The organism is Bacillus sp. SD127 (genome assembly GCF_058566445.1).
This window is the reverse complement of record NZ_CP191226.1, coordinates 3,085,821-3,109,718: the sequence shown is the minus strand read 5'-3', so window position 1 is coordinate 3,109,718 and position 23,898 is coordinate 3,085,821. Positions and strand designations below refer to the sequence as shown.

The window sequence follows — 23,898 nt, the reverse complement described above, 5'->3', positions numbered from 1 at the left end:
TTGTAAGCATAAATGCAAAGCTTCCCGCACGTCAAGGCGTTTACAAGACGGGAAAGAAAAGGGAATAGGAGGAATGTGGAGTGGGGCATTACGTAAAAACCGAGGAGCATGTGACACTGTTTGTGGAGGATATCGGGCATGGAAGGCCTATTATCTTCTTGCATGGCTGGCCGCTGAACCATAAGATGTTTGAATATCAAATGAATGAGCTGCCGAAAAGAGGATTCCGTTTTATTGGCATCGATTTTCGGGGCTACGGTGATTCCGATCGCCCGTGGGAAGGCTACGATTATAATACGATGGCAGATGACGTGAAGGCCGTCATTTATACGCTGCAGCTTGAGAATGCGATTCTCGCCGGCTTTTCGATGGGAGGTGCGATTGCAATCCGCTACATGGCAAGGCATGAGAGCGCCGATATCGATAAACTGGTTTTATTGTCAGCGGCCGCGCCAGCATTTACAAAGCGCCCGGGCTATCCGTACGGCATGAGGAAACAGGACATTGATGACATGATTGAACAATTCAAAAGCGATCGGCCGAAGACGCTTGCTGACCTGGGAAGACAGTTTTTCGAGAAACAAGTTTCTCCGGAGTTCCAGCAATGGTTTCAGAATCTTTTGCTGGATGCTTCCTCTTACGGAACGATTCACTCAGGCATTGCGTTAAGAGACGAGGATCTCAGAAAGGATCTGGCGGAAATCAAGGTGCCGACACTCATCTTGCATGGCAGAAAGGACAAAATCGCTCCGTTTGATTTTGCCAAAGAATTAAAACGCGGCATAAAGCAGTCAGAATTGGTTCCGTTTGAAAACAATGGGCACGGGCTCTTTTATGAGGAAAAAGAAAAAATAAACAGCCTGATTGCGCAGTTTGCTAAATAAAAAAACCCGATCAATGTCGGGTTTTTTAAATGATGCCTTTGTGCTGCAATTTTTTGATGATCAAATCAGCTCCATCCGCAATGGACGTTTGGTCAGATTCAATGATCAAATCGGGAGAAAGAGGCGCTTCATAGGGAGAATCAATCCCCGTGAAATGTTTAATGTCTCCGTTGCGCGCTTTTTTATAAAGGCCTTTCGGATCCCGCTGTTCACAAATCTGGAGCGGGCACTTCACATAAATTTCGAGAAATTCTCCATCGGGAAACAGCGCTCTGACCATATCCCGATCCTCTCTGAACGGAGAAATAAAGGCTGTTAAGATCATTTGGCCGCTATCGACAAACAGCTTCGCGACTTCCCCGATCCGGCGGATGTTTTCGATTCTGTCCTCAGTCCGAAAGCCGAGATCTCGATTCAATCCGTGGCGGATATTATCGCCGTCAAGAACATAACTCCGAATTCCCATGTGATAGAGCTTTTCATCTACGGCATTGGCGAGCACTGATTTTCCTGAGCCGGACAGACCGGTAAACCAAAGGGCGCAGCTTTTATGTCCGTTTAAGCTCTGTCTGTCAGATTTTTGGATCACCGCTGGATGCCAAACGATATTCGGGTTGTGTGTCATTCTGATCCCCCGCTGTTTCTCTGAATGGCAACAGGCTGCTGATGGAGCCCTTTTATCAGCACGCTTGCAACTTCGGGCCGGCTGAATTCTTTCGGCGGCTTTTTGCCTTGGCGGAGAAGCTCTCTCACTTTGGTGCCTGATAAATGGATGTGATCTCTCGCGCTGTGCGGACACGTTTTGGAGGTGCCCATATTTCCGCATTTCCGGCAGTAAAAGCTATGCTCAAAAAACAGCGGCTTGATGCCCAGCTCTTCTTCAGTGAATGATTTGAAAATGGTCTGTGCGTCGTACGTTCCGTAATAGCTGCCGACACCTGCATGATCGCGTCCGACGATAAAATGGGTGCAGCCGTAATTTTTGCGGACGAGCGCATGGAAAATCGCTTCACGCGGTCCGGCATACCGCATGGCGGCAGGGAACACCGATAACATCACCCGATCCTTTGGATAATACTGGTCAAGCAGTACTTGGTAGCTTTCCATTCTGATATCACTCGGAATATCATCTGATTTCGTTTCTCCTACTAGCGGATGAAGCAGCAGACCGTCGACGGTTTCCAACGCTGTTTTTTGAATATATTCATGGGCTCTGTGAACGGGATTCCGCGTCTGGAAGCCGACAATTGTTTTCCAGCCGAGCTTTTCAAAGGCCGTTCTCGTTTGTGCCGGCGCTGCATAAAACTGTTCGAAGGACTTATCGGGAAGGCGGCTGACAAGGATAGGCCCTCCAATATAAAAGTCCGGACGCTCCAGCAGTTTTTTTACTCCGGGGTGGGCGGGATCGTTTGTTTTATAAACAGACAGCGCCTCCTGTGTTTTATCTGGCTGATAGATATCGGTCACTGTCATCATGCCGTACGTCACGCCGTGTTTCACAAGCTTCACGTGATTTCCGACAGACAGCTGTTTGGCTGTTTCTTCGCTGACAGGCAGCGTAATAGGCAGACTCCACGGCAAACCGTTCGCCAGCCTCATCTCTTTCACAACGGAATGATAATCTTTTTCTCCCAAAAAACCTGTTAACGGGCTGTAGCCGCCGATCGCGATAAGCTCGAGGTCGCTCAGTGCCAGCTGATCAAGCTCAGCTTCGCAAGTGCAGCCATCAAAAGTGCATGCGGGATCGATGCGGTTGATTAACACCCCTCCATGGGGCTCGATTGCATTCACGTGCTTAACCTCCATCTTTGCGTTTTACATTGTTTTTTAATAGTCTGCCATTTCTTCGCTGGACGGGCTTTCTCATCAATAGAAAATGTAGATTGAAACCTGCCGGCGCTTCCATTCTCACGACATACGGTCTTTCATTCCTGGTGCAGACCGCATTCAGTTTTCTCGCGTCCGGCCCATCTTCCCGCTCTCTCATCATTTGGGTTTGAAGAAGGCAATGTGCACATTTCACAGCCTATGCTCGGGTAATTTTGATCGTGCAGTTTGTTGTAAGGCAAATTGTGGAGCCGGATGTACGTCCAAACATCATCCCATGTCCAGTGAATGAGCGGACAGATTTTAATAAGCTTAAATTTCTGATCCTGATTGATGAATTGAATATGCTTTCTCGTCGGCGATTGCTCCCGGCGCAGACCTGATATCCAAGCTGTCATGCCAGATAAGTGTTTTTGCAGAGGTGCAATTTTCCGTAATTGACAGCAGAGATTCGGGTTGTGTTTCCATAATTCATCGCCGTATTGCGCCGCTTGTTCTTTTAAGTTCAGCTCGGGTTCAAGCAGCTGGATCGTAAATGCCGGGTATTTTTGTTTGACGGCTTCGATCAGCTCATATGTTTCCTGAAAATGGAGCCCTGTATCTAAAAAGATGATGTGCGCATGTTTGTTGATCTTTGAAATTAAGTCGAGAAGCACCATCCCTTCAGCGCCAAAGCTGCATGCATACACGATCTTATCCCCGTATGTCCTGTAAGCCCATTTCAATACATCGAGCTCATCGATCAATTGGTCCGTCATCTCTTTTGCCAGCGTTTCGTTCCATGTGTCAAAGGTGATGTGTTCGTTCAATATTTTCCCCCCGTTTTGCATCTGTCTGTTTTTTATCTATTGATCGAGTTATAGGCAGACTATTCACTTTTGAGATAAAGGTTCAGGGTTTTTAGGTGTGCGGCCGCCTAAAATGAGGAGACGGAGGCGCGGCGGAACCAATAAGAGACCAGCTGAATATGCTTTTTAGCAAAATGGTTTTATGCCCAAGGAGAGGTATTATGCCGATTACCATTTATCAGGGGCATCATCATTCACTTGTCCCGGCAGATATCAATATCGTTATTGACGTCATTCGAGCCTTTACCGTGGCCCATTTTGCTTTTATCGGCGGGGCGAAAGAAATTCTCTTGGTCCGGACAACTGAAGAAGCTTTCAAGTTGAAAGAAACCTATCCGGATTATGTATTAACAGGAGAGGAAAAGGGGGTCGGAATCAAAGGATTTGATTTGGATAATTCTCCAAAACGTATGGCAGAGCAGGATATGGCGGATAAGCGGCTGATCCAGAAAACGACAAACGGCGTCACAGCGGCGTTAGGAGCGCTGAAGGCCAAGCATCTTTTTGTGACCGGATTTTCTAATGCCAGAACAACAGCGGAATATGTGAATAAGCTCGCTGCAAAAGATTGTGTGCTGAACATTGTGGCTTCCCATCCGTCAGGTGATGATGATATGGCGTGTGCGGAATATATCAAAGGCATCATAGAAGGGACGAATGGTGCGGCGGCCGAAGTGATTGAAAGAATCAAAAACTCATCCGTTGCGGAGAAGTTTTTTGACAGGAGCCAGCCGTTATTTGAACCGGAAGATATTGCGTACTGTACAAAAGAAATAATGGGCGATTTCGTGATGAAAGTAAAACAAGAAAGAGAAGTTCCAACGATTGAGAGGGTCATGATATGAATGATTTTTCACTAGAATTGCCAATGAGAACAAGTAAACCGAGGGAAAACGGACAGACCATTTTAATCGACAACGGCTACCCCTTACAGTTTTTCAAAGATGTGATAGGCGCGGCATCCGACTATATAGATTTTGTGAAGTTCGGCTGGGGCACTTCATTACTTACGAAAGACCTTGAAGAAAAAATCAGCTCCCTGAAAGAGCATGACGTGAAGTTTTTCTTCGGCGGCACGCTGTTTGAGAAATATGTAAGCCAGAATAAAGTCAACGAATTTCATCGGTACTGCACCTACTTCGGGTGCGAATATATTGAGATTTCAAACGGCACTCTCCCGATGACGAATAAAGAAAAAGCGGCTTATATTGCTGATTTTTCTGATGAATTTCTTGTTCTCAGCGAGGTGGGCAGCAAGGATGAGGAAGTATCAAGCTGCCAGTGCTCTGAGGAATGGCTTGAGTATATTCTCGAAGATATGGAGGCAGGCGCAGAGAAAGTGATTACGGAAGCAAGGGAAAGCGGGACAGGGGGGATCTGTTCCAGCAGCGGAGATGTCCGGTTTCAAATCGTTGATGATATCATTTTGTCGGATATTGATATCAGCCGAATGATATTTGAAGCACCGAACAAAACGCTCCAGCAAGGTTTTATTCAAAGGATCGGGCCGAATGTCAATCTGGCGAATATCTCATTTCATGATGCGATTGCTCTGGAGACTTTGCGCTTGGGGTTAAGATCCGATACCTTTTATTTGTAAAACAGCGGCTGCAGGGCTCTCTGTATCGGGAGAGCCTCTTGCCTATTATTTTTTATGACGGTACATAGGCGTAAGTATGGGAAGAGAGGTCAGGCGGATGTTATAGATGAAGTCGATGACTCTTGTTGATATCACTTGGCAAATCAGAGCTTGAATCACAATGCCCCAGGCAATAATTGATGCGGTAATCATAAAAATGATGCAATTCATAATGAGCAAGATGGTTCCCGGGTTTCCGCCCCGGTAAATTGAGATCATAAGAGCAAGGGCTCCAAACCCTCCGTTAGAAATTTTATATTTGTATAAAAGTCCGATGCCGAGTCCTAATAAAACAGCGCCGCTTGCCAAATCAAGCCACAGGTTTGAGGTGATGTCCGGAAAAATGACATCGAAGATCAATACCGATACAGAGGTGACGGTAATCGAGGCGAGAGTGCCGGTGAATGTTCTCATCTCCAGCCATTTTAAAGCAGTGAAAAGCATTGACACATTCACAGCCCATACCGAGAAGCCGTGGGGAATGTGAAACAAATGGTGCAATAAGACCGCAATACCTGCCGCCCCGCCTGTCGGAATATCATGCGGAAATAAAAATAAGGACATGCCGAGTCCCTGTAATACACCGCCTGTGACAATCATAAACGTGAGTTTTGCTTTCATCAGCAGTTCAGCCATTAAGTCATTTGCTCCTTTATGAAAAGACTTGTCCGCTGTTACCATTTTATGAGGCTGTCCATGATTTATGTCTATAAATAAAGGGATGGGACAGCTTAAAACGCTGAACCATCCCACATATACCGATTGATGATCTCCATATTGATTTCTCTGCCGATCCCTGTTCCTTTCGGGAGGTGCACGATTCCTTTTGAAGGCTGAAGGCTGATCAGTTCTGTAAAAGGATTCTCCATTACGTCCCACTCAATCGGTTCAATTTGGTCGTTCTCCATTTTTGACCACGGAGGCAGACAGGCCTGCGTAAATAAAGCATAAAGCCGGGAAAGAGCGCCGTCATAGGCATGGGCAGACGCTCTCACACCGAAATAACGCGCGAGCTGGAGGCAGTCGCGAAACTCATCGATTCCATTGACATGCATGACATCAGGCTGAATAATATCCAGGCAGCGCTGTGAGAGGAGAGGCGCAAATTGTGCCGCGCCTTTCATATTTTCTCCGCCGGCGACAGGAATGGATAAACGGCTCCGCAGAAAAGTGTAATCCTGCGGCTGGTCAAAAGGCAGAGGCTCTTCCAGCCAGCTGATATTGGTCCATTTCGAAAAAAGACGCTCCCACTTTAAAGCTGCTGCTGTATCGTAGCTTTGGTTTGCGTCCAGAATAATAGAAATAGAGCTGCCGGCCGTGTTTTGCAGGGCAGTGATATGCCGCACATCTTCCTCAAAGGTTGTCCCGCCGATTTTGACTTTGATTTGATTGAAGCCCTGTTTCAATTGAACTTCAACATTCGTAAGCGAGCTGCTGATCCATTGCGGATGGTCTGAATATGATTGGAAAGAGGCATATACAGGGAGTTCTTCTCTGTACCGCCCGCCCCACATGTCGCATACGGAACAACCTGCTGTTTTTGCCGCAATCTCCGTCAGTGCCATACTTACAGCCGATGCCGCCCGCTGATGCCATTTTTTGATTGTGCGCACTAAAGGCAGGCGGCTGCCTGCCTGTTTACCTAAGAGATAGGGAATGATTCGTTTTGTGAAACCGACATGCAGGGCCGGGAGCCAATCCGCGCACTCTCCCCAGCCGTCAATGCCGCTTTCTGTGATAATTCTGATCAGATAGCATGTCCGGTATTGTTTAAATCCGTTTGCATCTCCGTAAGGTTTCTCTAATCGGTGCAAGAGCGGAAAGGTCTCGATCCGTTCGATTTTCAAACCGGACGCTACCTTTCCTCAGCCGGCTGAAGCCGATTGCCATTCATTGCAGGCTCTTCTTTTTCATTCGTCTCGTCTTTATTTTGTTTGACATGAATCAGCGTGAGCACAAGAATGCCGACAACCAGCGTCAAGCCCGCAATGCTTAAGAACATGCCGGGTCTTGACCACTGCATCAAGCGCCCGAAAATAGGAGGCCCGATCGCCACCCCCAGAAAACGCACTGATCCGTACAGCGATGTCACAAAACCCCGTCGTTCTTTGCCGACAGCGCCTGTGATAAAGCTGTTAATACAAGGAAGGACAAGGCCTGAACCGATACTGCTCAGCACGAGAACGCTGATAAACAGGACGAGATTTTCAATGAATGACAGTGCCGCGTAAGACACAGTCATAAACGCTAAACCGATGACGATCAGCTTTTTCATTAACGATTGCTTTTGCCCGATTTTGCTGCCCGTCGTATAAGATGTCACACACATGACCAAAAGGGGAATCGCCAAAATCAGCCCTTTTTTGACGCCATCTGTATCGTATGTTTTTTCCAGTACGTCTGATAGGTAAAACAAAATGCCGAATAAGGTAAACAAACAGGTAGCCCCGGCTAAATAAGCGGTAAACAGCCATCTGCCTTCATGCTTAAATACACTTAACAGCCCTTTTGCATATTTTCCGATAGGAGGCGGTTCTTTATCTTTTTCCTTTTCTTTAATAAAAATCCAAGTCAGCACGATTGAAATGATACAAAACACAGGAAAGGCAAAAAATGCGCCATACCAAACGATCAGGGCGATAAGTGAACCAATAATCGGCGATAGAACTTTCCCCATTCCGTTTGACGCTTCAACAAGGCCGAGCACTCTGCTTTCCTGCGCGCCTTTAAATAGGTCCGCTGACAGCGCCATCGCAATCGGTCCCGTTCCGGCTGCTCCGATACCCTGAAGAGCCCGGCCAGCCATGACCCACGGATAAGCATTGTCAAAAAAACCTGCCGCAAACCCGGCCAGCAATCCGCCTGCTCCATACAAAAATAAGCAGGGAATAATGATGATTTTCCGTGAAAACCGGTCTGCGAGATAGCCGACAATCGGAATCGCAAACGCCGCAATCAGGGAAAACACCGTGATCACGAGACTGACTTGAAATTGGGATAAATGAAGTTCAGATTTCATTTTTGGCAGTATAGGAATAAGCATAGAGTTTCCAAGGGTTAATATTAAAGGGATTGAACCGATAGCTACAATCGTCATTCCGTTATTTTGTTTTGATGTTTCCATCTCAAAGCACACTCCTTTTCTTCTGCTTAGAGTGTCCCTGAAGGCATTAAAAAAACCGAACAGAATCTTCCTGTTCGGGTAAAAAAGGGTTAACCGAGCGCTTGTGAGATGACAGCGAATAATTGTCTGTTTCGTGCAGGCAGCGTCTTTTTTTGGTACATCATAAGCGGGGGCTCATCGTCTAAGTGAAATCCCATTGCTTCCAGGCTGTCATGCAGAAACAGGCTGTCCCCAGGCACGTCGATTCGCATCGGTCCTTGTTTTCCTGCAGCCAGCCTGTTGACCAATACAGCAGCGAGACCCGGTGACGGTGCGATAAGCGGTCCTAATTTCAGATTGGCCGGTGTCTGGACAGATAAGCCATAGCCAATTAATGTGCCTTCATTATTTTTGGCAATTACACATTCCGCTGATTGAGAGATCAAATGATGCAGAAGTGCTGCTCTGTCTCCGCCAAAGGCGGCTTGATCAGCCGCGATTAATTCCGGAAAATCCTTTTCTGTAAAAGATGTCAGTTCAATGTCATGCTGCTTTGTAAGCGGCTTGAAGCTTTGACAGCTGTATTTGCGGATTGAACCCGCTGTTTGAAATCCGGCTTTTTCATAAATCGGCAAACCTTCCTTCGTGGCGCAAAGCATGATGGCGGTGTTTTCATCGACTTGGCTGATACACGCGTTCACCATACGCCGCCCCAGACCTCGCCGTTTGTACTCGTTGTCGACGATAACGAGTCCGATAGAAGCAAGTCGGCCATACAAAAACAAACCGATGCAGGAGATGATGTCTCCTTGGCTGTTTTGATACCCGAAGAAGCGTCCATGTTTTACAAGCAACTGCAGCTCTCGTTCGCCGTAATCCGGCCACCCGGCTTGCCGGCACAGATGCAATAGGCCGGGCACATGTTTTTCAGTAAGCTGAATCAGCTCAATTGCTGAATGCATGTCATCACCTGCTTGTTCCTGTTTTTTTGTACATCACAATATGGGTGCCAATGCCGGAAATCTCAAACGGCTCGCCAAGTTCTTTCCAGCCAAGCTTTTCGTAATAGCCTTTCACATGGTATCTTGCGTTGCACCAGACCGCCTGCACGCCCATATCGGCCAGCTTCTGCTCCGCGTATGTGATCAGTGTGCTTCCGGCTTTTTGATCACGGTATTCTTCGAGCGTTGCCATGCCTCTAAGCCGATATGCGGGTGAATCAGTCAATAGCGGCTGATTTTCGGGAGAAAAGGAAGCGATGCTGATCAGCGTTCCTTCAAAAAAAGCGCCGAGATGGAAAGAGCCTTCTGCTTGATCCTGTTCATATTTGCATTGTTCAATTGATTGATGGGGACGCAAAATGCGGTTCCTGATTTCATATGTATCCTCTGCGGGTATGGTTTTCACTTCAAGCATGATGTTCCTCCTCCTATGTGATTTATTTTCTATATCGTAACACGAATCGGGTTTGAAAAAGACTGCCCAATTGGTTCGGACAGTCTTAGAAAGCGATTTTAATGCAAATAAATATTCTGACGCTGTTCATCTTTTTGCTTAATGTAAGAAGTAAGTTCCGACGTCAAGTCAGATCTGAGAAAAGGCGTGATTAAATAGATGCCGTTAAACAGCTCGCAGGCAGTATCCAGCAGGGAGCGTGCAATCGCAAGGCCTTCCGCCTTTTGTTTCTCTTTATCTTCGCCGGCGCGCGCCATTTTTTCGCGGATGGAATCGGACAGCTTGATGCCCGGAATTTCGTTATGGATAAACTCAGCGTTCCGGCTGCTTGTCAGCGGCATAACGCCGATATAAATCGGAGTCTTCAAATGCTTTGTTTCATTATGAATATCGACAAGCTGCTGCTCCGAATAGACGGGCTGTGAGATAAAATAATCAGCGCCGCAGTCTATTTTTTTCTCCAGCCGTTTTACGGCTTTATCGAGATGGCGGACGTTTGGATTAAAAGCAGCGGCCACTGAGAAATTGGTTTTCTTTCCGAGCGGTTTTCCGGACAGAGACAGCCCTTCATTGAACTGTTTAATCAGCCTGATTAAATCAAAGGATGTTAAATCATAGACAGACGTTGCACCCGGGAAATCACCGATTTTAGAAGGATCGCCGGTAATCGCCAGCACATCATGCAGCCCTAATGTGTCCAGTCCCATTAAATGTGACTGGAGTCCGATAATGTTTCGGTCCCGGCATGTAATATGGACAAGAGACCGCATATCGAGCTGCTGCTTGACAAGGGCGCCGCAGGCAACATTGCTGATCCGCGGGGTTGCCAGTGAGTTATCGGCGAGCGTCAGGGCATCGATTCCCGCTTCTTTTAATTCGGCAGCGGCGGACAGAAATTTGTCAAAGCTCAATTTCTTCGGCGGGTCCAGCTCAACAATAATTGAGCGCTTTTCCGCAGCGATTTCATTTAATCCCGGCTCTGTCCGTTCGTGCTGAACGGTCACCAATTCCTTTGCCCGAACCTTTACATGCTTTTCCGTAACAGGGGCGAGTCCGCCCACAGCCTCTGCCATAGCCCGGATGTGGTTTGGCGTGGTGCCGCAGCAGCCGCCGATAATCCGCGCGCCTTGCTTGCGGAACTCAGCCGCGCTGTTTTGAAAATACTTGTCGTCAGTTTCATATACAAGCCGGCCTTCTTCGAGTGAGGGGAGGCTGCTGTTCGGGTAGACAGATAAAAACACGTCATCAAAAATCGGCACTTCACTGAGCGCTTCAATCATGTGGTAAGGGCCGAGCCGGCAGTTAATGCCGACGATATCGGCACCGAGATCCGCAACCGAGCGCAGCGCATCAGAAAGCGGCGTTCCATCCTGAAGTACGCCTTGCTCATGCATGGATACATTCAGCATAATCGGAAGATCGGTTTCTTTTCGGGCGATTTTCAGCACTGCACGGGCTTCTTCCAAATCATAATACGTTTCTAACAGCAAACCGTCCGGCTCTTCATGCAGCAGTAAATACAGCTGTTCGCGAAAGCTTCGTTTGATTTCGTCAAGGCTGTACGCATTTTTGTTAAACGTGCGGATGCCGCCCATCGTCCCGAGCACATACGCATCGCCGGCGGAAGCCCGCGCGATTTTTACAGCCTCCTGATTCATTTTTTTGATGTCATCTTCAAGGCCGTGTCTCGATAATTTAATATAGTTCGCTCCGTACGTGTTGGTCTGAATGATGTTTGCTCCCGCTTCGACATAGGCTTTATGTATACGCTGAATTTCCTCAGGTTTTGAAAGATTAAGCTCCTCAAAGCACCTGTCTATTCCGAAGGAGTAAAGCAGCGTGCCCATTGCGCCGTCACCGATTAACACCTGTTTCTTCAAATCTTCTAAAAGTCCCATTGTCTGCCTCCTTTATTCACATTCAGCAAGGAAAAAAGAGAAATAAAAAAAGTCCTCTTAAGAAGAAGACTTTGTCAGTGATATTGTCTCTTCTTATCTTCCAAGCTGTTCGAGCTTGCTGGATTTAGCACCTTGGTCATGGCAATGCGCCATTACACCGGTTGCTGAAGCTTCGTCGGGCCAGTCCCTCTGCTTCTCTTGATAAGAACGGATATGAAATTTTACATGTTCAGGAGCTGCCAAAAGATGCCTGGCATTTTCCCTTTCTCCAAATTTACCGAAAATAAAGACAATAATCAATAGGAATCAGAAAATTTATCTGAAATTTATAAATTGAACGTCAATTGGCAGATCGGCACCTCGAACTGCTGCGATAACCTGCTGAAGATCATCCTTGTTTTTTCCGGTGACACGCACTTGATCATCCTGCACTTGAGATTTTACTTTCAGTCCGGAGTTTTTGATGATGGTATTGATTTTTTTGGCGTTGTCTTTGTCAATCCCTTGAACAAGCTTTGCGCGCTGGCGTACGGTGCCGCCGGACGCGTTCTCAATTTTGGCGTAATCAATGTTTTTTGTCGGCACGCTGCGCTTAATCAATTTGCTGACAAGCACATCCTTGAGCTGGCTTAATTTGAATTCGTCATCGGAAACAAGAACAAGCTCTTCTTTATCTAATGAAATGTCGCTTTTGCTCCCTTTGAAGTCATAGCGTGTGCTGATTTCCTTCAGTGCGATTTGAATCGCGTTTTGCACTTCAGGGAGTTCCACCTTGGATACAATATCAAATGAACTTTCTTTTGCCATATGAAAACCTCCATAACATTTAACTTATGTGTTGATTATAGTAGAATAAAGAGAAACTTCCAACAAAACAAAGAATCAATTTGTGATGATTGGAAAAAATGTTAACAAGATCCGCAGTGAAATAAGCGGGAAGAGGAAGGACGATAGCATGAGACCAGGGCAGCAATTAACCTTGAGTATAGATCACGAAACGGACTTCGGTTACTTTTTAACCGATGGAGAAGATACGATTCTCTTACATAACAGTGAAGTGACAGAGGATATAGAAGACAGAGATGAGGTAGAGGTCTTTATATACGTTGACCAGCAGGAACGGCTTGCAGCAACGATGAAAATTCCGGTCATCAGCGCTGATGAGTACGGATGGGTAGAAGTGGTGGACACGGTAGATGATATGGGCGTATTCGTCGATGTCGGCCTTTCGAAAGACGCGCTTGTCGCAACAGAGCATCTGCCGCCGTATGAAGATGTCTGGCCGCAAAAAGGGGATAAGCTCTACTGTATGCTGAAGGTGACAAATCGGGGGCGCATGTTTGCCAAACCCGCACCGGAGGATATCATCAGCGAGCTGTTTACGGACGCTTCAGACGATCTGATGAATAAAGAGCTGACCGGAACGGTGTACAGGCTGATCGCTTCAGGATCGTTCATCATTACGGATGACGGAATCCGCGGTTTTATTCATTCATCAGAAAGAAAAGAAGAGCCTAGACTCGGCTCAAGAGTGACAGGACGTGTGATTCAAGTGAAGGAAGACGGCTCAGTGAATATGTCGCTTCTTCCGAGAAAGCAGGATGCGCTGTCTGTTGATGCCGAGTATATTCTAACGTATTTAAGAACGAGAAACGGCGCCATGCCGTACAGCGACAAAAGCCAGCCCGATGATATCAAAGAACGTTTTAACATGAGCAAGGCTGCCTTTAAACGGGCGCTTGGCCACTTAATGAAAAACGGAAAAGTGTATCAGGAAGACGGCTGGACATACGAGAAAAAATAATGCATGAAAAAGACTCGCCTGCAGCAGAACTGCGGAGCGAGCCTTTTTTAATTCTAATTTAATTCATCAACCAGCGTTCTGATTGCCATTTCGCGATCCACATTGTCTGAAATCGCGATCGGCGTAATATCAATGGCAAGAATGACAAGAATCAGCGCACCGGCTGCGGCAACATAAGAAACATAATAGAAATAGTTAGCGGTATCGACCGTGTTGACGAGCTCGGCTTGAACTCTGGACGTATCATCCTTGGAAGCGGCGATGTCCTTTGCAGCTTCTACTTTTTCTTCAACGATTTGACCTGCTTTTTTCAGCAGTTCATCCACCTTCATTGCATCTTTGCTGTAAACAGCTTTCTTCAGATTGTCAAAAAAGTCAGCATCCTCTTTTTTGATATCAGCAACAACCTGATTGGCAAAAGCCTTTGCCTGTTTTGTGTTGAGCTTGTCAGTCATGGCTTTATTAAATACCTCTGGAAGCTTTTTGCCCACTTCACCCTGAGCAAACACAAACCCTTTAAAAATCTCTTCACCTGAATACTCAAGCTGCTTCGCCTGTGCTACACTTTCCTGCTGCTTCACCAAAAACACTGTCGTCACCAATACAACCGACAAAAATACAAGAAACGCCTTCTTCAAACTGAAACCTCTCCCTTCTTTTCTTTTTTATTCCACTTCAGTCTGCGTATATATGTAAATTGAAACGTGGAATCAATTGGAGTGAGATACAATATCAAAATGCCGGCCATGATGAGTGAAAAGCTGATTAAACCCAGCATAACCGCGAATATCTCGTGCATAAAAACAGCGATGATTAAAATCAATCTCCAATGCTTCTTCGGCGCGAACAGTGCCGCAAAGATGACAATCTGAACGAGAAGCGTCCCCCATGTCGGAATCACCACAAACGGACTTGATACAAACGGCTTCGTTAAAGCCTGAAAAAAGCCGTTGAAGCCGATGGTTTTTTCCTGGGCGAAATAATAGACGGCCGTTCCGTCCACCCATTCCTGCTGAGACAGCTTAGCGACAGTAGAGTGGAAGTAAAGTACCGCTACTTGAAGTCTGATGACAAAATAAGAAATAAAAGCTGTGATTTTACCAATTGTTCTTTGGCCCTCTGGGTCATCAGGCCTTCCGCTCCAATGCCATTTTCTCGGGTCAGTCAGCGTGATAGGAATCAGCAAAAATGTGATAACCGCGGCTGCCTGCTCGCCTCCGTCGATGACAATTAACGACGACTGCAGGCTGTAACTGACATACCAATGGAGAATCCCGGTGATTCTGGGGCGCCACCCGATCACAACAAGCACCAGAATGGCAATACAGACCCACCTGAACAGATTTAACATCATATAGTTATTTTCGCCGAGGCAAAAGAGACTGAGATTCATTTTACAAGCAGGGTAACTGCTGATTCCGCTGGCTGGCTTCATAATGAGGCTCGGATGATTGACAAGCAGCGTCAGCAGGCTGGATAAAGCAATAATGCTTCGCGCGAGTCCGTATACATTTGTCCACGGGTTTTTTTGGTCCCATCCGGTGATGGTCTGTTTTATGTTTTCGAGCATGAGATCACAACCTTGACTATGCTTTTTACCTGATAAGACGAAGCGGTGTATTTAGAATAGCTCCATGGAACGATGTCCTCTTTCGTCAAATAATAGCTGCCGCAAAGCAGCGGGCGGGGCGCCGGTGTTTGCAGCTGAACGGTTTTGGCTTTGCTTTTGCAGGCACTCAGGTCCGTTTCTTTACATTCTGTCCACTGTTCCTTGCCGACTTGGCTGTAGATCACGCCCATTTCTACGCCCTGCGATCGCCCATAACGATACAGGCCGAATAGATTATCAGCCCTCATATTAGGCCACCTGACCTTGGCGCTGGCATCTCCATCTTCATATAAGCCGATGGAGGTATCACGGGGGTTTTTGCTGAAAAAGCCCCAGCCTTGAGGAATGACGCTGGACATGAGAAATTTGGAGTCCTTTGTCAGCGGAATCGGGGTTGTCCCTAAGCTGCCAATGATTGAAAACAGAAATAAAGACCCCCAGAGGACTGAAAAAATGATAAAAAATGATATCGATTTCTGCATTCGACTGCTCCTTTTCAAACTGAAGAAATTCACTTTTCTTACTTTTCATAATATAAAAACATTTTTGTAATAAAAAGGTTAAAAAGTATGAGAAATTCCATTTTTGTTAATGGGAAAAATAGGACATTTTTCATAGCTATATGTCATTGATATATAGTGATTTTTTCGATATATTTAAACCATGAAAACGAATCAAATTAACGACCGCTGGATTGTTCAATTTCGCAAAGGGATTTTCGAGCTGGCTATTTTATCCCTGCTGCGCTCAAAACCGATGTATGGTTATGAGCTGACATCGTCCTTAAAAACAACCCCGGCACTGGCTATTTCAGAGGGTGCGATTTATCCCATTTTGAAACGGATGACGGAGAAGGACTGGGTCGAATTTTTTTGGCAAGATTCTTTGGACGGCCCGAAAAGGAAGTACTACAAAATGACGCAAAAAGGAGAAGAGATGTTAAAAGAACGGCTGGAGAAGTACCTGGAAACCCATCAAGCTTTATTGTCTTTATCGGGGGATTTGCTATGAATGCACAGCACATCATTGACCGCTATACGGAGGAACTAAACGCTGAGCTGGCGAATATGCCTGAAGTAGAGAGAGAAAACACGCTAGCCGAACTGAAGGGCCATTTAACCGCTTTTGTACAAGACAGATTGAATGCCGGCCATGGTGTAGAGGATCTGCGGGAAGCTGTTGAAAATGAGTTTTCTCATCCGAAAGAGCTTGCCGAAGCGATGATGGGCGAAGGGGAGGAACAGAAACGGAGGGGTTCTGTGTTAGGAAAAAGCGGACTTTCAGTTTTTCTCATTGCTGTAATCATACTCCTGCCGCTGCTGCCGCCCTCATACAGATATGTGCCATTGGCTCTTTATTTGGCGGTGCTCGCAGGCTATGTGTGGAAGCGGAAGAAGTTAATGATGTTTGCGGGTGTAAGAAAAAACAAAATGCGCTCTCAACATGAGATTGTCACGATTTCTAGGGTCGGTGCGGGCTATCTGCTGTTTTTGGCTGTTCTGCTTCTTGTGCAGCCGCTTATCAATGCATTCGTCGTCCTTCTGCTGATTGTGGTTAGCTGTGCCGCTTTTTTTCTTTATTTAAACGTCAAGTAATGTTGTAGGAGGCTGTAATATGGAGATCAGCATCAATTATCTATTAATTGTCATTTCGCTTTTATTCTTTGTGGTAGCCTATTTTGTCGGGATCAAAAAACAGACGTGGATGCTGGCGGGGTTTAATGAGGCACGTATCCGGGATAAGGATCGGCTGGCCAGAATAGCAGGCTACTTTTTCTTGAATTCCGGTTTGTTCATTCTGCTGAACAGCTTTATCTCATTTCAAGGCCAGGAGCAGCTGATTCCGCCGCTTATTTTGGCATATGGCGCAGGGGTTATTATTTACGTGAATAAAAAACTGGTAGAATAGGAGCTGAAGGACGGAGCGAAAGCTCTGTCCTTCTTTCTTTTTCCTGAAAATAGGAACGAAGCACCACATACAAGTTTCGGTTTTTTTGTTAGGATGAACGAAAAAATAGATTCCAAAACAGGAAGGATGTGGTGTTTTGCGTACACTGTTCAAAACATCTCTGTTTATGGCCGGCTTATGCACGGCGGCTCAATGTGTTTTTGCATCAAATGCCTCAGCAGATCAAAGCATCAAATACGACCATACGTATCAAACCCCTTCATACATCATCGAAAAATCACAGCCATCATGGCAGCCAGCTCAAAACCTAACGCAGAAAGAAGCGCTATTTTCATATCTGGACAAGCAACAAACCCATTTTAAGCTCAAAGGAAACGCGAACAGACATTTTCGCATTTCAAAAACAATAAAGGATTCAAAGACAAAACAAACATTTTTTAAATTAGAGGAAGTGTATAAAGGGATTCCTGTTTACGGCTTTGGACAGGCGGTCGCGATGAAGGAAAACAAACAAGTGAAAAGTTTCTTCGGGAAGGTGCACCCGCAAATAAATGACATATCTGTCACACCGTCTGTATCTAAGAAAAAAGCCATACATACAGCGCGCCGTGCGCTTGAGGCCTCCATTGGAAAAATCGAGTATGTTGACGGAGAACCGAAAGCCGAATTATATATTTATCCGCACGAAGGCGCATATGATCTTGCCTACCTTGTAAGACTTTCGACGTCTGAACCTGAGCCTGGTTATTGGCATTATTTCATTCATGCCAAAAGCGGAAAGGTCATCGATTCTTTTAATGCCATTCATGAAGCAGCCGGTACAGGGATCGGCGTATCAGGCGAAGAAAAAAGCTTTGAAGTAACTGAACAGAATGGGCGTTATTATTTGGCTGACGAAACAAGGGGAAAAGGGATAAATACTTTTGACGCAAAGAACCTGAACGAAACCTTGTTTACCCTTTTGTCTCAATTGATCGGGTATACAGGCAGTGAAGTGGTCAGCGGCACGTCCGTATTTCATGACCCGGCGGCTGTAGATGCCCATGCAAACGCACAAACCGTTTACGACTATTACAGCCGCACGTTCGGCCGCCATTCTTTTGATCAAAACGGCGCGAGAATTACGTCTACCGTACATGTGGGAACACAGTGGAACAATGCGGCGTGGAACGGTGTGCAGATGGTGTACGGGGATGGTGACGGCGCTAGGTTTAAGCCGCTGTCCGGATCGCTCGACATTGTGGCGCATGAAATGACACACGCGGTCACCCAGTATTCCGCCGGCCTTTTATATCAGGGAGAACCCGGCGCGTTAAACGAATCCATTTCTGATATTATGGCGGCGATGACAGACCGGGATGACTGGGAAATCGGCGAGGATGTATATACGCCGGATGTACGCGGGGATGCTTTACGTTCATTAGAGGACCCTTCCAAGCAGGGGAATCCGGATCATTATTCAAACCGTTATACGGGCACAGAGGATTACGGCGGGGTGCATATTAATTCGTCGATCCACAATAAAGCGGCATATCTTCTCGCAGAAGGCGGCGTGCACCATGATGTGCGGGTTGAGGGGATCGGGCGTGAAGCTTGTGAGCAAATTTATTACCGGGCTTTGACATATTACGTAACGCCTTCTTCAGACTTCAGCATGATGAAGCAAGCGGCTATCGAAGCTGCCAATGATTTATACGGTGAAGACTCGAAGCAATCAGCTTCTGTCGAAAAGGCATATGACGCAGTCGGAATTCAATAAAAATGAAAAAACAGCCAGGGCTTTTTTAGCCTGGCTGTTTTATTATGATCTACCCAGAAAAAATATGGCCAGTGTGCCCGGCCCGGAATGGGATCCGACAGCAGAGCCGATGGAGTGCATGATGATGTCTTTCGGCTTGAACGCGTCTTCGATCAAGTGTTTCATTTCATTGGCTGTTCCTTCGTTAGCGGCATAGCTGATCCCGACGGTTTGATCGCTCCAATTGTCTCCTCGCTCTTTCATTAATTCAATAATCCGTTTGAACAGCTTTTTCTGTCCGCGGATTTTTTCAAGAGGCACAAGCTTGCCGTCCTCCATATGAAGAAGCGGTTTAATATTAAGCAGACCGCCGACAAAAGCGGACGTTTTTGAAATTCGGCCGCCCCGGGCGAGGTACGTTAAATCATCGACTGTAAAAATGTGCTCAAGCTGTGCGCAAAAGCTCTTTACAGACGTTTCAATTTCTTGTATTGTATTTCCGTTGATACAGAGTTCGCGTGCATGCCGGACGGCCAGACCGCAGCCTAATGAAGCGCATTTGGAATCAATCACCCGCAAATCAAAATCGGGGAATTCTTCCTTCACTTCATTGGCGATCATGACGGCTGTCTGATAGGTGCCGGAGAGTCCTGAGGAAAAAGCGATGTAAAGTGCGGGCTCTCCTGTTTTGGCATATTGCAAAAATACATTTTTAATTGTTTGCGGTGAGGCTTGGGACGTCTTTGGCGCTTCCCCATTTTGCATCGCTTCAAATATTTGTTCCGAATGAATCGTGACTGCATCTTCATATTCTTTGTCGCCGAGAGAAACCCTAAGCGGGATAAAGCCAATGCCGTTTTCCTCAAAATAAGAACGAGGCAGATCAGCGGCGCTGTCAGCGATGAGATGAACTGTCATTTTGCTTCCCTTCTTTCCGTTTATCGCTCGTCATCATGTGATTTAAGCCAACTATATCATATTAATTTGTCAAAATCGTGTTCAAATATTTGTTTTAAGGGAAAACATAATAAAGAAGAATGAGCGGAGGAACATGCCATGGTACTAGATCAAACAAAAAAATTACTCATCGTCATCATCGGGGCCTTACTTAATGCGGCCGGGCTGAACTTATTTCTGATTCCGGCAGATGTATATGCCAGCGGATTCACGGGTGTCGCCCAGCTTTTATCAAGCGTCGTTGACCAATATGCCCCTTTCTACATATCGACGGGAACGCTCTTGTTCCTCTTAAATATTCCGGTCGGTATTTTAGGATGGCTGAAGGTCGGCAGATCGTTTACGGTGTACAGCATTTTGAGTGTCGCACTGACCACATTGTTTATGGGAATCCTGCCGGAAATGAGACTGTCTCATGACATCCTGCTGAACGCGGTATTCGGCGGCGTGATTTCCGCGGTCGGAATCGGTTTAACATTAAAGTACGGCGCTTCGACAGGCGGCCTTGATATCGTCGCTATGGTGCTGGCCAAGTGGAAGGATAAACCCGTCGGCACGTATTTCTTTATTCTGAACGGGATTATCATTCTGACGGCAGGATTATTGCAAGGTTGGGAGAAAGCTTTATATACCCTTGTTACTTTGTATGTGACAACGAGGGTGATCGACGCGATTCATACCCGGCACATGAAGCTGACAGCAATGATTGTGACGAAAAAAGCGGACGAAATCAAAGAAGCCATTTATGGAAAAATGGTGCGGGGCATAACGACTGTCCCAGCCAAAGGAGCTTTTACAAACGAGCAGAAAGAAATGATGATTATCGTCATCACGAGGTATGAATTGTACGATTTAGAAAAAATTGTAAAAGAAGTGGACCCGAAAGCATTTACAAACATTGTCCAAACGACCGGGATTTTTGGTTTCTTTAGAAAAGACTGACGAAAGCAGGTGGAAGTCGTGAAACGGCTGCTTGTGATGCTCTTGCCTGTGGTGCTTTTAATGGGCTGCGGGAAAAATGAGCGGACAGAACCCGATAAGGAGGTATCAGGCGGAATGGAGAATCAAGAGGTTGTTTTATCTGTTGACGCAATTCAGGAGCCTGAACAAATCAAGTTTAACATGTCACTGAAGAACCAAAGCGAACGCAGTGTGGAGTTTCAATTCAGCACGGGACAAAAATTTGAACTTGTCGTGTACGATTCAGAACACAAAGAAAGATACCGTTATTCGAAAGACAAAATGTTTACACAGGCTTTTCAAAACCTGACGCTTGAACCGGGAGAAACCTATGATTTCACTGATGAGTGGAAGGAAGTACCGGAGCCGGGAACTTACGAGGTGAAGGTAACATTTAAGGGCAAAGCGGAAAATCTCAAGCAGGTTCAGTCGGTTCAGCAATTTGAAGTCAAATAAGAGGCTATGGCGAATCGCCATAGCCTTTTTTTTATTGCAATTTATCCAGTTGATCTTGAAATTGATGAAGCTGTTGACGTTCCGCATCTGTCGAATTGGCATACGCAGAAGACACAGCATTTTTGGCCCTCAGAATCGCTTGCTCCTGATCGCCTTCCTCAAAGCCGTTTGTCACCATGACAGCCTGTTGAACAAATGATTTCGCCTGCTGAAACAGTTCGTTTCTCATTTAATATTCATACTGCCTTTCAGCCGAGTCTCGTGCCGCGGCATGCTGGTGAGCTTCTTCTAAAGTAGACCGATATGGAAATCTTGCGGCGTGTTGCCCGATGGAGTCTTTACCCTGCTGAATAAACCTTTTGGATTTGCTTCGTTTACCCATTGTGAGACTGCCCCCTTCCATACTTTGACGAGATGAGTCGTCTCCTATAGTATGCTGGGGCTGTAAAGGTTTATAAGTGGGAAAAATTAAAACACTTCGCTCTTTATATTGAAAAATATTCTTTCAAAAATTGGGCAACGCCGTCTTCTTCATTGGAAACCGTCGTTTTGTCAGCGATCTGCTTGACTGCGTCAATTCCATTTCCCATGGCAACGCCGCATCCTGCAAATTCGAGCATTTCCAGGTCGTTATCTTCATCGCCAAAAGCGATGATCCGTTCTCGCGGCACGCCGTAGTAATCGCTGATTTTCTGCAAGCCAATCGCTTTGTTCATGCCGCTTTTAATAATCTCAATCACATGCCACGGGGCTGCCCATCTTCTGTGATCGATCACCTCGGCGTGCACATCTGTTAAATAAGCGCGTATCTCTGGCACATCTTCCTCTTTCGCATGGATGAGAACAGAGGTGACATCCTCACCGAGATTTTCACGCAAATCGCCGACGGTGACATTTGTTGTGTTCATGTTAAAGGCATCAATCAGATGCTCATCATGATAATGGAAGTACACATCATCGATGACTTCAGCAAGTATATTATGTACGTTGTAAGTCTCGCTGATATCCACAAGCTGTTTGACAACTTGAAGCGGCAGTGAGGTATGATACCGTCCCCAGCTGTCATCTTGCGGATGGTGAACAAATGCTCCATTGAAATTGACGATCGGCGTTGTCAGATTCATCTGCTCATAGTACATGGAACTTGAACGGTACGGCCGGCCGGTGGAGATGCAGACGTAATGTCCGTCATTTTTTAGGCGCTGTATCGTTTGAAGGGTGTTTTCTGATATTGTTTTATCGTCCTTTAATAATGTTCCATCTAAATCTAATGCGATTACATAGGGTTTTGTCTCCATGAAAAGCTCCTTTAACCTAAGATTTTACGCGAGTTGCCTTAATGACAGTGTAGCTTTTTACCATCTTTATTGTCTACATGTTACACTTATGATTATGGTTATCCTAAGGAGGGGACATTGTGATTCAAATTGAAAATCAGACCGTTTCCGGCATTCCGTTTTTACATATTGTAAAAGAAGAGAACCGGCACCGTGCTGTTCCTCTTGTTTTCTTTATACATGGCTTTGCAAGCGCAAAGGAACACAACCTTCATATTGCTTATCTGCTTGCGGAGAAGGGCTTTAGAGCCGTTCTGCCGGAGGCTCTGCACCATGGTGAACGGGGAGAGCAAATGGCTGTTGAAAAGCTGGCCGGCCATTTTTGGGACATCGTGCTAAACGAGATTGAAGAGCTTGAAGTACTCAAGAACCATTTTGAGAAGGAAGGCCTGATAGAAGGCGGCCGTATCGGGCTTGCGGGTACATCAATGGGCGGCATTACAACGCTTGGCGCCTTAACGGTTTATGACTGGGTACAAGCCGGCGTCAGCCTGATGGGAAGCCCGAATTATGTCGAGCTGTTTCAGCAGCAGATCGACCACATCAAATCTCAGGGCATTGATATCGATGTGCCGGAGGAAAGGGTGCGGGAGCTCATGGAGCGCCTTAAAGTGCTGGATCTCAGCCTTCAGCCGGAGAAACTTCGCCAGCGCCCGCTTTTATTTTGGCATGGCGTTAAAGACCAAGTCGTGCCTTACGCGCCGACCCGGAAATTTTATGACACGATCAAATCTTACTACAGCGAGCAGCCGGAACATCTCCAGTTTATTGCGGATGAACGAGCCGATCACAAAGTGCCGCGGGCCGCTGTGTTAAAAACCGTTGAATGGTTTGAAACGCATTTATAAAGCACAAAGGTGTAAACACAGACCGGATTTACGTTATACTGTAGAAAAAAGGAGTGAGGGAACGTGGAAGAAGCATTAAAAGAAAACATTATGGGCGCCCTAGAACAGGTTGTCGATCCTGAGCTTGGCGTTGATATCGTGAACCTCGGGTTAGTATACGATGTTGATATGGACGAAGACGGCTTAACGCACGTCACAATGACACTGACGTCAATGGGATGCCCTTTAGCGCCGATTATTGTGGATGAAGTGAAAAAAGCGCTTGCGGACATTCCGGAAGTGAAAGAGACGGAAGTTCACATTGTGTGGAATCCGCCGTGGACTCGGGACAAAATGTCAAGATATGCAAAAATCGCGCTTGGCATACAATAAAACAAAAGAGGACAGCCTTACTGTGAGGCTGTCCTTTTTACAGCTGAAAAGGAGTGAAGCAAAATGATGTACCTTCTTGCCGTTCTATGTCCGCCGCTTGCTGTTTTGTTTACGGGAAAGCCGTTTCAGGCCCTGCTCAATCTCATATTGACATGCATTTTTTGGCTGCCGGGCGCCATTCACGCTTGTTTTATCGTGGCTGACCGCCGCGCTGAAAAACGGGCAAGACGATAATCTGGAAAAAAGAGGACGCAA

29 protein-coding genes, 1 pseudogene and 1 riboswitch are annotated in these 23,898 nt (G+C 46.2%); of the genes and pseudogenes, 13 read left to right on the top strand and 17 right to left on the bottom strand.

Features of this window, described 5'->3' with window-relative positions:
* Positions 1-80: 80 nt before the first annotated feature.
* The gene (locus ACQVGS_RS16280; protein ID WP_059293068.1) at positions 81-884 is read left to right on the top strand and encodes an alpha/beta fold hydrolase; all 804 of its coding nucleotides are present in this window, start codon (positions 81-83) and stop codon (positions 882-884) included.
* A gap of 25 nt (positions 885-909) precedes the next feature.
* On the opposite strand, the gene cysC is transcribed toward ACQVGS_RS16280, so the two are convergent.
* The 3 genes from cysC to ACQVGS_RS16265 all read right to left on the bottom strand — a co-directional run bounded on the left by cysC (position 910) and on the right by ACQVGS_RS16265 (position 3,520).
* The gene (gene cysC, locus ACQVGS_RS16275) at positions 910-1,509 is read right to left on the bottom strand and encodes an adenylyl-sulfate kinase (RefSeq protein WP_024120868.1); all 600 of its coding nucleotides are present in this window, start codon (positions 1,507-1,509) and stop codon (positions 910-912) included.
* Positions 1,506-2,675, bottom strand: coding sequence for a sulfate adenylyltransferase (sat, locus tag ACQVGS_RS16270; RefSeq protein WP_151174914.1), 1,170 nt, complete (start codon positions 2,673-2,675; stop codon positions 1,506-1,508). The genes cysC and sat overlap by 4 nt, the downstream gene beginning before the upstream one ends.
* A 134-nt stretch (positions 2,676-2,809) precedes the next feature.
* Entirely contained in the window at positions 2,810-3,520 is a 711-nt protein-coding gene (locus ACQVGS_RS16265) for a phosphoadenylyl-sulfate reductase (protein WP_024120870.1), read from the bottom strand.
* 200 nt (positions 3,521-3,720) lie between these two features.
* Between ACQVGS_RS16265 and ACQVGS_RS16260 the strand changes: the two genes are divergently transcribed.
* Together ACQVGS_RS16260 and ACQVGS_RS16255 are read left to right on the top strand one after the other, a co-directional pair.
* Entirely contained in the window at positions 3,721-4,404 is a 684-nt protein-coding gene (locus tag ACQVGS_RS16260) for a 2-phosphosulfolactate phosphatase (RefSeq protein ID WP_127695488.1), read from the top strand.
* Positions 4,401-5,159 carry a phosphosulfolactate synthase gene (locus tag ACQVGS_RS16255; RefSeq protein ID WP_095713651.1) on the top strand — a complete coding sequence of 253 codons (759 nt, stop codon included), beginning with the start codon at positions 4,401-4,403 and terminating at the stop codon, positions 5,157-5,159. The genes ACQVGS_RS16260 and ACQVGS_RS16255 overlap by 4 nt, the downstream gene beginning before the upstream one ends.
* Positions 5,160-5,204: 45 nt before the next feature.
* On the opposite strand, the gene ACQVGS_RS16250 is transcribed toward ACQVGS_RS16255, so the two are convergent.
* The 7 genes from ACQVGS_RS16250 to ACQVGS_RS16220 all read right to left on the bottom strand — a co-directional run bounded on the left by ACQVGS_RS16250 (position 5,205) and on the right by ACQVGS_RS16220 (position 12,461).
* Entirely contained in the window at positions 5,205-5,834 is a 630-nt protein-coding gene (locus tag ACQVGS_RS16250) for a YitT family protein (RefSeq protein WP_010333695.1), read from the bottom strand.
* Positions 5,835-5,929: 95 nt separating this feature from the next.
* Positions 5,930-7,045, bottom strand: a complete 1,116-nt coding sequence (locus ACQVGS_RS16245; RefSeq protein ID WP_400152501.1) for a mandelate racemase/muconate lactonizing enzyme family protein — start codon at positions 7,043-7,045, stop codon at positions 5,930-5,932.
* Positions 7,046-7,053: 8 nt separating this feature from the next.
* Positions 7,054-8,322: an MFS transporter gene (locus ACQVGS_RS16240; protein ID WP_024120875.1), complete on the bottom strand. Its 1,269-nt coding sequence runs from the start codon at positions 8,320-8,322 to the stop codon at positions 7,054-7,056.
* 89 nt (positions 8,323-8,411) lie between these two features.
* A complete protein-coding gene (locus ACQVGS_RS16235) occupies positions 8,412-9,263 on the bottom strand; it encodes a GNAT family N-acetyltransferase (protein WP_400152499.1) in 852 nt (283 codons plus the stop codon).
* Between the two features lie 4 nt (positions 9,264-9,267).
* Complete coding sequence (locus ACQVGS_RS16230) at positions 9,268-9,717, bottom strand: GNAT family N-acetyltransferase (RefSeq protein ID WP_101860826.1); 450 nt, start codon at positions 9,715-9,717, stop codon at positions 9,268-9,270.
* A gap of 98 nt (positions 9,718-9,815) precedes the next feature.
* The gene (locus ACQVGS_RS16225) at positions 9,816-11,654 is read right to left on the bottom strand and encodes a bifunctional homocysteine S-methyltransferase/methylenetetrahydrofolate reductase (RefSeq protein WP_095713646.1); all 1,839 of its coding nucleotides are present in this window, start codon (positions 11,652-11,654) and stop codon (positions 9,816-9,818) included.
* A gap of 90 nt (positions 11,655-11,744) precedes the next feature.
* Positions 11,745-11,862: riboswitch (SAM riboswitch) on the bottom strand.
* A gap of 107 nt (positions 11,863-11,969) precedes the next feature.
* Positions 11,970-12,461 (bottom strand): YajQ family cyclic di-GMP-binding protein, encoded by a 492-nt coding sequence (locus ACQVGS_RS16220; RefSeq protein WP_044156433.1) that lies wholly within the window; start codon positions 12,459-12,461, stop codon positions 11,970-11,972.
* 98 nt (positions 12,462-12,559) lie between these two features.
* On the opposite strand from ACQVGS_RS16220, the pseudogene ACQVGS_RS16215 reads away from it, so the two are divergent.
* Positions 12,560-13,458, top strand: a pseudogene (locus ACQVGS_RS16215) (CvfB family protein).
* 53 nt (positions 13,459-13,511) lie between these two features.
* On the opposite strand, the gene ACQVGS_RS16210 reads toward ACQVGS_RS16215, so the two are convergent.
* Genes ACQVGS_RS16210 through ACQVGS_RS16200 form a run of 3 tightly spaced genes read right to left on the bottom strand, consistent with a single transcriptional unit; the run spans position 13,512 to position 15,549 of the window.
* Positions 13,512-14,096, bottom strand: a complete 585-nt coding sequence (locus tag ACQVGS_RS16210) for a sporulation delaying protein family toxin (protein WP_024120881.1) — start codon at positions 14,094-14,096, stop codon at positions 13,512-13,514.
* Positions 14,093-15,028: a sporulation-delaying protein SdpB family protein gene (locus ACQVGS_RS16205; RefSeq protein WP_106020559.1), complete on the bottom strand. Its 936-nt coding sequence runs from the start codon at positions 15,026-15,028 to the stop codon at positions 14,093-14,095. Before ACQVGS_RS16205 ends, ACQVGS_RS16210 begins: the two co-directional genes overlap by 4 nt.
* The gene (locus ACQVGS_RS16200) at positions 15,013-15,549 is read right to left on the bottom strand and encodes an SdpA family antimicrobial peptide system protein (protein WP_106020558.1); all 537 of its coding nucleotides are present in this window, start codon (positions 15,547-15,549) and stop codon (positions 15,013-15,015) included. The genes ACQVGS_RS16205 and ACQVGS_RS16200 overlap by 16 nt, the downstream gene beginning before the upstream one ends.
* Before the next feature lie 181 nt (positions 15,550-15,730).
* Between ACQVGS_RS16200 and ACQVGS_RS16195 the strand changes: the two genes are divergently transcribed.
* The 4 genes from ACQVGS_RS16195 to ACQVGS_RS16180 all read left to right on the top strand — a co-directional run bounded on the left by ACQVGS_RS16195 (position 15,731) and on the right by ACQVGS_RS16180 (position 18,734).
* On the top strand, positions 15,731-16,078 hold the full coding sequence (locus ACQVGS_RS16195) for a PadR family transcriptional regulator (RefSeq protein ID WP_010333707.1): 348 nt from the start codon (positions 15,731-15,733) through the stop codon (positions 16,076-16,078).
* Entirely contained in the window at positions 16,075-16,662 is a 588-nt protein-coding gene (locus ACQVGS_RS16190; RefSeq protein WP_106020557.1) for an HAAS signaling domain-containing protein, read from the top strand. Before ACQVGS_RS16195 ends, ACQVGS_RS16190 begins: the two co-directional genes overlap by 4 nt.
* 19 nt (positions 16,663-16,681) lie before the next feature.
* Positions 16,682-16,975: a DUF3784 domain-containing protein gene (locus ACQVGS_RS16185; RefSeq protein WP_024120885.1), complete on the top strand. Its 294-nt coding sequence runs from the start codon at positions 16,682-16,684 to the stop codon at positions 16,973-16,975.
* Between the two features lie 136 nt (positions 16,976-17,111).
* On the top strand, positions 17,112-18,734 hold the full coding sequence (locus tag ACQVGS_RS16180) for a M4 family metallopeptidase (RefSeq protein ID WP_106020556.1): 1,623 nt from the start codon (positions 17,112-17,114) through the stop codon (positions 18,732-18,734).
* 42 nt (positions 18,735-18,776) lie between these two features.
* Here ACQVGS_RS16180 and ACQVGS_RS16175 read toward each other — a convergent pair whose 3' ends face one another.
* Positions 18,777-19,631 carry a DegV family protein gene (locus ACQVGS_RS16175; protein WP_095713640.1) on the bottom strand — a complete coding sequence of 285 codons (855 nt, stop codon included), beginning with the start codon at positions 19,629-19,631 and terminating at the stop codon, positions 18,777-18,779.
* Between the two features lie 138 nt (positions 19,632-19,769).
* Here ACQVGS_RS16175 and ACQVGS_RS16170 point away from each other — a divergent pair, with 138 nt between their 5' ends.
* Both ACQVGS_RS16170 and ACQVGS_RS16165 read left to right on the top strand, forming a co-directional pair.
* Positions 19,770-20,612, top strand: coding sequence for a YitT family protein (locus ACQVGS_RS16170; RefSeq protein WP_024120888.1), 843 nt, complete (start codon positions 19,770-19,772; stop codon positions 20,610-20,612).
* Positions 20,613-20,630: 18 nt separating this feature from the next.
* A complete protein-coding gene (locus ACQVGS_RS16165; RefSeq protein WP_338021172.1) occupies positions 20,631-21,086 on the top strand; it encodes a BsuPI-related putative proteinase inhibitor in 456 nt (151 codons plus the stop codon).
* Positions 21,087-21,117: 31 nt separating this feature from the next.
* On the opposite strand, the gene ACQVGS_RS16160 is transcribed toward ACQVGS_RS16165, so the two are convergent.
* The 3 genes from ACQVGS_RS16160 to ACQVGS_RS16150 all read right to left on the bottom strand — a co-directional run bounded on the left by ACQVGS_RS16160 (position 21,118) and on the right by ACQVGS_RS16150 (position 22,384).
* Entirely contained in the window at positions 21,118-21,315 is a 198-nt protein-coding gene (locus tag ACQVGS_RS16160) for a DUF3813 domain-containing protein (RefSeq protein ID WP_003224518.1), read from the bottom strand.
* The gene (locus tag ACQVGS_RS16155; RefSeq protein WP_024120890.1) at positions 21,316-21,468 is read right to left on the bottom strand and encodes a hypothetical protein; all 153 of its coding nucleotides are present in this window, start codon (positions 21,466-21,468) and stop codon (positions 21,316-21,318) included. It abuts the gene before it with no gap.
* A 103-nt stretch (positions 21,469-21,571) separates the two neighbouring features.
* The gene (locus tag ACQVGS_RS16150) at positions 21,572-22,384 is read right to left on the bottom strand and encodes a Cof-type HAD-IIB family hydrolase (RefSeq protein ID WP_151174920.1); all 813 of its coding nucleotides are present in this window, start codon (positions 22,382-22,384) and stop codon (positions 21,572-21,574) included.
* A gap of 119 nt (positions 22,385-22,503) precedes the next feature.
* Between ACQVGS_RS16150 and ACQVGS_RS16145 the strand changes: the two genes are divergently transcribed.
* The 3 genes from ACQVGS_RS16145 (at position 22,504) to ACQVGS_RS16135 (ending at position 23,877) form a co-directional block, all read left to right on the top strand.
* Positions 22,504-23,271, top strand: a complete 768-nt coding sequence (locus ACQVGS_RS16145) for a prolyl oligopeptidase family serine peptidase (RefSeq protein WP_024120892.1) — start codon at positions 22,504-22,506, stop codon at positions 23,269-23,271.
* A gap of 63 nt (positions 23,272-23,334) precedes the next feature.
* Entirely contained in the window at positions 23,335-23,643 is a 309-nt protein-coding gene (locus tag ACQVGS_RS16140; RefSeq protein ID WP_003224525.1) for a metal-sulfur cluster assembly factor, read from the top strand.
* A gap of 63 nt (positions 23,644-23,706) precedes the next feature.
* Positions 23,707-23,877, top strand: coding sequence for a YqaE/Pmp3 family membrane protein (locus ACQVGS_RS16135; RefSeq protein ID WP_003224527.1), 171 nt, complete (start codon positions 23,707-23,709; stop codon positions 23,875-23,877).
* Positions 23,878-23,898: the final 21 nt, after the last annotated feature.